Source organism: Pseudomonas sp. REP124 (assembly GCF_020164475.1).
Taxonomy (GTDB): domain Bacteria; phylum Pseudomonadota; class Gammaproteobacteria; order Pseudomonadales; family Pseudomonadaceae; genus Aquipseudomonas.
Map to the genome: position 1 here is coordinate 1 of NZ_JAIQWX010000204.1, position 9,194 is coordinate 9,194.

The following is a 9,194-nucleotide window of genomic DNA, read 5'->3' on the forward strand; positions in this document are numbered from 1 at the left end:
ATGAAGGCAACCCGATCCCGGATCAGCCCTCCGGACTCAATATCAACACCGCCAACGGCGGCAGATTCAGCACCAGCGACAACGCCTGCCCATGGCTCGGCGTTTCTTCGGCATCCGCCCCGCCACTGTTGCCATAGTCAGAACCGGCATAAATCGCCGAATCGCTATTGAGCAACTCCTTCCAACGCCCGGCAAACGGCACGCCGACGCGGTACGCCTCACGCGGCACCGGGGTGAAGTTGGCCACCACCAGCACCGGCTTGCCTTCGCGGCTCCAGCGCAGCCAGGCGTAGACGCTGTTGATCGCATCGTCGCCGATCAGCCACTGGAAGCCCTGCGGCACATCGTCCTGCTCATGCAGCGCCGGGATATCGCGGTACAGGTGGTTGAGGTCGCTGACCAGCTTCTGCACACCCTTGTGTTCCGAGTACTGCAACAGGTACCAGTCCAACTGCTGATCGTGATTCCACTCGCGCCACTGGCCGAACTCGCAGCCCATAAAGAGCAACTTCTTGCCCGGATGGGTCCACATGAAACTCAGGTACGCCCGCAGGTTGGCGAATTTCTGCCAGCGGTCGCCCGGCATCTTGTCGATCAGCGAATGCTTGCCGTGCACCACTTCATCGTGGGAGATCGGCAGGATGAAGCGCTCGGACCAGGCGTACACCAAGCCAAAACTCAGTTCGTTGTGATGGTGGGCGCGGTACACCGGATCCTGCTGGATGTAATGCAGCGAATCGTGCATCCAGCCCATGTTCCATTTGTAGGCAAAACCCAGTCCGCCCTGTTGCGTGCTCTGGCTGACACCCGGCCAGGCCGTGGATTCCTCGGCGATCACCAGGGCGCCCGGTGCTTCCAGGGCGACCACGTCGTTCAGATGCCGCAGGAAATCGATGGCTTCCAGGTTCTCCCGCCCGCCGTGACGATTCGGTACCCATTCGCCGGCCTTGCGCGAGTAGTCGCGGTAGAGCATCGACGCCACCGCATCGACCCGCAGGCCGTCGACGTGGAAATGCTTCAGCCAGTGCAGCGCCGACGCCAGCATGTAGCCGTGGACCTCGGTGCGCCCCAGGTTGTAGATCAGCGTGTCCCAGTCCTGGTGAAAACCTTCCTGGGGATTGCCGTACTCGTACAGTGCAGTGCCGTCAAAATTGGCCATGCCATGGGTGTCGGTAGGGAAATGCGCGGGTACCCAATCGAGAATCACGCCAATCTCGGCCTGGTGGCAGGCGTTGACGAAGGCCGCAAACTCATCGCCGCTGCCGTAACGGGCGCTGGTGGCGAACTGCGAAAGCAATTGGTAACCCCATGAACCACCGAACGGGTGCTCCATGATCGGCATCAGTTCGATGTGGGTGAACCCCAGTTCCTTGACGTACGGAATCAGCCGCTCGGCCAGTTCCGGCCAGGTGTACTGGCGGGAGACCTCACCCAGATCATCCAGCTCGCATTGCCAGGATCCGGCGTGCAATTCGTAAATCGACAGGGGCGCGTTATGACGTTGACGCTCGACCCGCGCCTGCATCCAGTCCTGATCCTGCCAGTCGATCTTCAGTGGCGAAGCTACTTTCGACGCAGTATCCGGCGGCATGCTGGTGGCCAGCGCCATCGGGTCGGCCTTCAGCGGCAGGATACCTTCTTTGCCGAGAATCTCGTACTTGTAGGCCTCCCCCGCTTGCAGACGCGGGATGAACAATTCCCAGACCCCGGTCGGGTAACGCACGCGCATCGGATGGCGGCGTCCGTCCCAGTTGTTGAAATCACCGACCACCGACACCCGCCTGGCGTTAGGCGCCCACACCGCAAAGCGCACGCCATCGACGCCATCGACGGTTTTCAGCTGCGCGCCCAGAGCACTGCTGAGGTCGCGGTGATTGCCCTCGGCAAACAGATACAAATCCATCTCGCCGAGCAACTCGCCAAAACTATAGGGATCTTCAGTGATCTGCTCGCCACCGGCCCAGCGTGCACGCAGCAGATAAGGCTGCGCATGATCGAAATGCCCGACGAACAAACCCGGGGTCTGGGCGGCTTCAAGATCGCCCAGCACTTCCCCGGAATCCCGGGCCAGCACCTGAACGCTCAAGGCGTCCGGCAGATAAGCACGAATATATTGCCCCCCGGAACCGTCGCCGTGGGGGCCAAGAATGGCGAACGGGTCGTGATGTTCGGCCCGCACCAGTGCATCGATATCTCGCGCCGCCGGCAGCAGCGCTTCATTGTGACGATGACCCTGTTCCTTGTTCGAGAAACTCATGACTACTCTCCACCAAGATCGGAAAAGGGTTTAAGCCCACTCAATAATCCATATAAACCGTGCAATGGCACGGGCAGCCAGGTCGGGCGATTCTCCGCCTCATAGGCCACTTCGTACGCCGCTTTCTCCAGACCGAACAACGCCAGTGCGGCGTCCTCGCCTTCCGGATCTTGCCACGCATGGCCAAGCGTAGCTGCCGCCAGCCGATAAGCGTCGATAAATGCCTGTTTTGCTTCCCTTAAATAGCGTTCTGCCACCCGTTGCCGTGCTGCCTGGGCTTCAGCGGTGTTGTCGACGTTGTGCACGTTGATGGTCATCGCCGCTGCGTAATCGAAAGAACGCAACACGCCGCTGACGTCCTTGTACGGGCTGTGCTTGCCCCGGCGCTCGTCGAGTGGCCGCGCGGGTTCGCCTTCGAAGTCGATCAGGTAGGCATCGCCCTTGATCACCAGCACCTGGCCCAGATGCAAATCGCCGTGCACGCGCATGCGCAAGCCACCCGCCGTCTGTTTGCCCAGCGCCTGGACGTGGCTGAGGATGGCTTTTTTGTTGTCCAGTAAACGGCTGACCAGGGTTTTGTCCGCCGGGTTCAGTTCGTTTTGATGCTGTTTGAGCAACGTCAATGCATGCTCGATTTGCGCCGCCACGTCCTTGCCCGAAGCCTGCGCATCCTTTTGCGAGGTGACCTGCGGATCGAAATCCGGTTGGTCGCTTGATGCCGCCAGCACCTGATGCATTTCACCCAGGCGCTGGCCCAGCATGCCGGCGAAATCTTTCAGTTCGCCGAGGGCGTTGTAATGCTGTTCCTGCTCGGACATGGCGTCTGCCAGTTCGTCGCGCAGCGCCCGTTCGAGGTTGTTCTGAGTCCACTCCCAGGCATCGCCCTGATTGCTCAAGTAGCCCTGGGCGATCATCAGCAGGTTGTCTTCGCCATTGCCGTCGCGACGCACCACCGAACCGAGCAACGGCGAAATGTTGCGATAGCCGGCGTTGGTCAGGTAGGCGCTCATTTCCAGCTCCGGGTGCACGCCGGACGCGACTTTGCGGATCAGCTTCAGCACCAGGCTGTTGCCGATAACCACCGAACTGTTGGATTGCTCGGCGGACAGGTAGCGCACTTCGGAATCAGCGTTAAGACCCAATTCCGCCAGTCCGGACCCCGGTTCGAAACGGATATCGCCGCCATCACACGCCAGAACCGTCTCGTTCTGCATGGCCTGCAATACCGAGCGGATGAAGTGTTCGAGGCTGAAGGCATCGGTGATCAGTCCCACCTGCGGCCCGCGACGGACCCGCGACAGGGCCAGCTGCTGCGGCAAGGCGGCGCCGAACTGATCTTCGGCAATGAAGCCGAACGGCAGTTGATAACGATGAGTCTGGCCGGCGCTGGTCACTTCGATTTCGCTGAGCAGCACTGGGTGCTGCGCATCGCCAAAGCGCACGCCATAAGCCAGGTTGACCTGCTCGACGGCCGCGTCCTTGCCGGCGAACCAGCGGCGGTTCTGCAGCCAGCTCGGCAGAATGCCCTGCTCCAACGTGGCGCGCGCAGGTGCTTCGAGCAATTCTTCCATGCGCTTTTTCAGCACCAGGGTGGTGAAATCCGGCAGGCTCTGCGCCGGTTCCACGTGCCAGCTCGGCATCTGGTTTTCCGCCGCCAGGCCGAACCAGTAGAAACCGTAAGGCGCCAGGGTCAGGAGGAAACTGAGCTGGCCGATGGGCGGGAACGCATTACCGCCGAGCATCTCCACCGGCACCATGCCGACATAGGCCGACAGGTCCAGCTCCACCGCCTGCGCGCTGCGCGAGACGTTGGCGACACACAGAATGATTTCGTGCTTGCCGTCCTCCCCCGTGAACTCCCGGGTATAGGCCAGCACCCGGCGGTTGGACGGCGAGAGCATTTTCAGGGTGCCGCGACCGAACGCCTTGGATTGCTTGCGCACCGCGAGCATGCGTCGGGTCCAGTTGAGCAGCGAGTGCGGGTCGCCAGCCTGGGTTTCGACGTTGACCGACAGGTAACCGTATTGCGGGTCCATGATCGGCGGCAGCACCAGACTGGCCGGATCGGCGCGGGAGAAGCCGCCGTTGCGGTCGATCGACCATTGCATGGGGGTGCGCACACCATCGCGGTCGCCCAGGTAGATGTTGTCGCCCATGCCGATTTCATCGCCGTAATACAAGGTCGGCGTGCCGGGCATCGACAGCAGCAGGCTGTTGAGCAACTCGACCCGACGGCGATCGCGCTCCATCAGCGGCGCCAGGCGCCGGCGAATGCCGAGGTTGATCCGCGCGCGACGATCGGCGGCGTAGTAGTTCCACAGGTAGTCGCGCTCGCGGTCGGTGACCATTTCCAGGGTCAGCTCATCGTGGTTGCGCAGGAAGATCGCCCACTGGCAATTGGCCGGGATTTCCGGGGTCTGGCGCAGGATGTCGGTGATCGGGAAGCGGTCCTCCTGGGCCAGCGCCATGTACATGCGCGGCATCAGCGGGAAGTGGAACGCCATGTGGCATTCGTCGCCATTGAGCCCGCTCTTGTCGGTGTCGCCGAAGTACAGCTGGGTGTCCTCCGGCCATTGATTGGCCTCGGCCAGCAGCATGCGATCCGGGTAGTTGGCATCGATTTCGGCGCGAATCTGTTTGAGGACGTCGTGGGTCTCCGGCAGGTTCTCGTTGTTGGTGCCGTCGCGCTCGATCAGGTAGGGAATCGCGTCCAGGCGCAGGCCGTCGATGCCCATGTCGAGCCAGTAGCGCATCACCGACAGCACGGCTTTCATGACCTGCGGATTGTCGAAATTCAGGTCCGGCTGGTGGGAATAGAAGCGGTGCCAGAAGTACTGGCCGGCCACCGGATCCCAGGTCCAGTTGGATTTCTCGGTATCGAGAAAGATGATCCGGGTGCCGTCGTACTTTTGATCGTCATCGGACCAGACATAGAAGTCCCGCGCCGCCGAGCCCTTCTTCGCCTTGCGCGCGCGCTGGAACCACGGGTGCTGATCGGAGGTGTGGTTGATGACCAGCTCGGTGATCACCCGCAAGCCGCGCTTGTGCGCCTCACTGATGAATCGCTTGGCGTCGGCCATGGTCCCGTAGTCGCTGTGGATGCCACGGTATTCGGCGATGTCGTAACCGTCGTCGCGTCGTGGCGAGGGGTAGAACGGCAGAAGCCAGATGGTGTTGACGCCCAGCTCGGCGATGTAGTCGAGCTTGGCGATCAGGCCGGGAAAGTCGCCGATACCGTCGTTATTGGAGTCGAAATAGGATTTGACGTGGACTTGATAGATCACCGCGTCCTTGTACCAGAGCGGGTCCTTGATGAATGTGGCTGCCTTGGGTTTCTTCGCCATTTGAAACTCCTGTGTACATGAACAGAGCCGGAAATTGTGAACACGGTCTCTGTGGCGAGGGGGCTTGCCCCCGTTCGGCTGCGAAGCAGTCGTAAATTCGGATACCTCGGTGCATCTGCCAGAAAAGCTGGGCCGCCGTGCGACCCAACGGGGCGGTGCGACGATTCGACAAGCCCCCTCGCCACACGGCCCGAGTCGCCTTAAGTAGTGGTAATCCGCCAAATCCCGAACGGCTGGTACGCCGGATCAATGCGCATGAATTGGTACTTGCCATGCCAGGTCCAGCGATGCCCGTTCATCAGGTCTTCGCCCTGGGTGCTGGCGTCGTCCGGCAAGCCCATTTCCCACAGCGGCAACTCGAAATTCGCCTCCTGCGGGTGATGCGGGTCGAGGCTGACCGCCACCAGAATGAAATTGCTGCCATCGGCGCTGCGCTTGCCGAAGTACAGAATATTGTCGTTCCAGGCGTTGTAGATTTTCAGGCCCAGATGGCTGTGCAGCGCCGGGTTCTGCCGACGGATCCGGTTGAGCTGGGCGATCTCGGCAATGATGTTCCCTGGCGCCGTAAAGTCCCGCGGACGGATCTCGTACTTCTCGGAGTCGAGGTACTCTTCCTTGCCCGGCACCGGCGCCGACTCGCAGAGCTCAAACCCCGAATACATGCCCCACAGGCCCGAGCCCATGGTCGCCAGCGCCGCACGGATCAGGAAACCCGGACGCCCGGAGTCATGCAGGAACCCCGGATTGATGTCCGGCGTGTTGACGAAGAAGTTAGGTCGGTAGCACTCACGCAACGGCGACTCGTTCAGCTCGGTGAAATAGGTCGCCAGTTCCTGCTTCGTGTTGCGCCAGGTGAAGTAGGTGTAGCTCTGGGAGTAACCGACCTTGCCCAGGCGCGCCATCATCGCCGGCGTGGTGAAGGCCTCAGCGAGGAAGATCACTTCGGGATACAGCGCCCGCACGTCGGCGATCAGCCATTGCCAGAATGGCAGCGGCTTGGTGTGCGGGTTGTCGACGCGAAACAGCTTCACGCCCTCCAGCACCCAACCGACAACGATGTCGCGCAGCTCGACCCACAGACTGGGGATGGCATCGACCGCATAAAAATCGACGTTGACGATGTCCTGGTATTTCTTCGGCGGGTTTTCCGCGTATTTGATCGTGCCGTCCGGCCGCCAGTTGAACCAGCCCGGATGCTGCTGCAGCCACGGGTGGTCCTGGGAACACTGAATAGCGAAATCCAGAGCGATCTCCAGGCCATGATCGCGGGCTGCCGCCACCAGCCGACGAAAATCATCGCGGCTGCCCAGTTGCGGGTGAATCGCCTCGTGCCCGCCTTCGGGACTGCCGATGGCATAAGGACTGCCCGGATCGTCGGGGCCGGCGGTCAGGGAATTGTTCGGGCCCTTGCGGAAGCTGCGGCCGATCGGGTGGATCGGCGGGAAGTACAGGACGTCGAAGCCCATGTCCTGAATCATCGCGAGACGCGAATGCACATCGTTGAACGTGCCGTGTCGGGAAGGATCGTCGGTGATCGAGCGGGGAAACAGTTCATACCAGCTGGCGAACTGCGCCAATTCGCGTTCGACATCCACCGGGTATTCGGGGCTGAGGCTCAAAAAGGCGCGGTGATCGGCCTGGGCCATCAAGTCGGCGCTACGTTGGTCCAAAAACAGCGCGACCTGCTCGGCTTCCAGCAAAATCGCCAGTTCATGGTGCAAGGCCGCCAGTTGCTCGCTCAGTTGCCCTTCCGTGCGCTCGGCGGCCTGCTGCACATGCAGACGGCCTTCCTGCAGTTCGAGGCTCACCGGTACGCCGGCGTCGTGTTTTTTCTTCAGTTCGTAGCAAAAGCTGGCGAACTGGTCGATCCAGGCTTCGATGCAGAACACATGGCGGCCTTGTTCGCGCACGCGAAAGCGGCCCAGCCAGCCATTGTTGCCCTGGTCGGCCATGACCTCGCTGTGCCAGACCTCCTCGCCGTCCGCCCGCCAGCGAATCCGCACCGCCATCTTGTCGTGGCCGTCGGCGAACACCTTGGCCGACACCTCTACTTCCTCGCCTACCACCGCCTTGACCGCAAATTGCCCGCCTTCAAGCGTCGGCATGGTGCTTTCGATGGCGATACGCGGGAGCAGAAGGGCTTGCGACAGCGGGATATGCGGGTTGTAGCTCAGTTCCGTCGGTTTTTCAGCAGTCATCGAGCATCTCTCCTTCACGCCCCATGGACGCTCTTGTGTCTGGTCGTCATTCACATCGGTCGTCCATCGCCGAATGAACTCACTTAGGTTCCGAGCGATGGCCCGCCGTAAAAGTTCAGCGCCAATTAGCCGGAATCAAATCCATCGAACCGTGGTCAATCCACTTAAGCACGACTCACGCCATGTGCCACTGGAGGTTTGAACAATGAACAATCCTTTCCCGGCAGAAACGCCTGATCCGAACATCGACCAGCCGGTGATCCCACCGACCGATCCGCAGCCGGTGCCCGAGCAGGAACCGCCAGGCACCACCCCACCGCCCAAGCAAGACCCGCCTGACACGATGCCGCCGGTGATTGTTGTTCAGCAATGACGACAACCTGATGATCACCCCCGATCCCTGTAGGAGCGAGCTTGCTCGCGATGGTCGTAAACGATAACGCTGGCTGTCTGGATGCCAGCGCTGCCTGGGCTACCATCGCGAGCAAGCTCGCTCCTACAGGTGATCGTGGTCTTTTTCATCTTTTTCGTCTTTTTCGAAGATTTTCACGATCCTGGGCATCACGCTGAAAACCGCCAGGGCCAGAACGGTACTCAACACCGCCGTTGCCTCCCGCCCCAGTCCTGCGCAGACGCCGATAGCGGCGGTCATCCATAATCCGGCGGCCGTGGTCAGTCCTTTCACATGACTTTCGTCTCCATCCTGGTTCTTCAAGATGGTGCCCGCACCCAGAAAGCCGATCCCCGCGATCACGCCTTGCACCACCCGACTCATCGCATCGGCCTCCGACCCGGACATCTGCGGCACCAGCACGAACAATGCCGCGCCAAGTGCCACCAGCATATGAGTGCGCACCCCGGCCGCCTTGCCCTTGTGCTCGCGCTCAAACCCGAGAATCCCGCCCAGCACCGCGGCCATCAGCAGGCGCACGGTGACGCGCGTCAGTTGTGCGGCATCGCCGATGTCGGCGAATTCCGCTTGCAGGGTCACCCAGACTTCGTGCCACCAGGCGTTCATGGTGTTGTCCTTTCGAGGGGCCATGGAGGATGGACCGCACCGACCATTAATCGGTTGCACAGAACGATGGCCAGTGCCTGTGCCCTAACGTTTCATCAGTCGCAAGAAAGGGATGACGTCATGACCGTTCGAATCGAGAACCAGACCTGTTTCTTTACCGTCGAACATGGCGAGGAAATTCGCCTGTGTCCCGATGTCACCATCATCACCGACGGGGCCAAGGCCATGTCGGCGGTGGACATCAATGGCCAGCGTATCTACATCACCGAAGCAGAAGCCGATGCATTGACCGTAGCAGGCGCCGTCGACGGACGCCGGCACCTGAAGGCCACCGACAGTGATTCGGTGATTTGACTGATCCGCATCAACACAGCCTG

The 9,194-nt window shown here is 61.2% G+C and carries 6 protein-coding genes; 2 read left to right on the plus strand and 4 right to left on the minus strand.

Features of this window, described 5'->3' with window-relative positions; all coding sequences use genetic code 11:
• Nucleotides 1–22 precede the first annotated feature (22 nt).
• The 3 genes from glgB to K9857_RS28275 form a co-directional block, all read right to left on the minus strand.
• Nucleotides 23–2,257: a 1,4-alpha-glucan branching protein GlgB gene (gene glgB / locus K9857_RS28265; protein ID WP_224541535.1), complete on the minus strand. Its 2,235-nt coding sequence runs from the start codon at nucleotides 2,255–2,257 to the stop codon at nucleotides 23–25.
• A gap of 2 nt (nucleotides 2,258–2,259) precedes the next feature.
• Nucleotides 2,260–5,601, minus strand: a complete 3,342-nt coding sequence (gene treS / locus K9857_RS28270; protein WP_224541537.1) for a maltose alpha-D-glucosyltransferase — start codon at nucleotides 5,599–5,601, stop codon at nucleotides 2,260–2,262.
• Nucleotides 5,602–5,801: 200 nt separating this feature from the next.
• The gene (locus K9857_RS28275) at nucleotides 5,802–7,799 is read right to left on the minus strand and encodes an alpha-1,4-glucan--maltose-1-phosphate maltosyltransferase (protein WP_224541539.1); all 1,998 of its coding nucleotides are present in this window, start codon (nucleotides 7,797–7,799) and stop codon (nucleotides 5,802–5,804) included.
• Between the two features lie 205 nt (nucleotides 7,800–8,004).
• Between K9857_RS28275 and K9857_RS28280 the strand changes: the two genes are divergently transcribed.
• Nucleotides 8,005–8,172: a hypothetical protein gene (locus K9857_RS28280; protein ID WP_224541541.1), complete on the plus strand. Its 168-nt coding sequence runs from the start codon at nucleotides 8,005–8,007 to the stop codon at nucleotides 8,170–8,172.
• 123 nt (nucleotides 8,173–8,295) lie between these two features.
• Here the strand turns inward: K9857_RS28280 and K9857_RS28285 are convergent, their stop codons facing one another.
• Nucleotides 8,296–8,817, minus strand: coding sequence for an MgtC/SapB family protein (locus tag K9857_RS28285; protein WP_224541543.1), 522 nt, complete (start codon nucleotides 8,815–8,817; stop codon nucleotides 8,296–8,298).
• 120 nt (nucleotides 8,818–8,937) lie between these two features.
• Here K9857_RS28285 and K9857_RS28290 point away from each other — a divergent pair, with 120 nt between their 5' ends.
• Complete coding sequence (locus K9857_RS28290) at nucleotides 8,938–9,171, plus strand: DUF3203 family protein (protein ID WP_224541545.1); 234 nt, start codon at nucleotides 8,938–8,940, stop codon at nucleotides 9,169–9,171.
• Nucleotides 9,172–9,194: the final 23 nt, after the last annotated feature.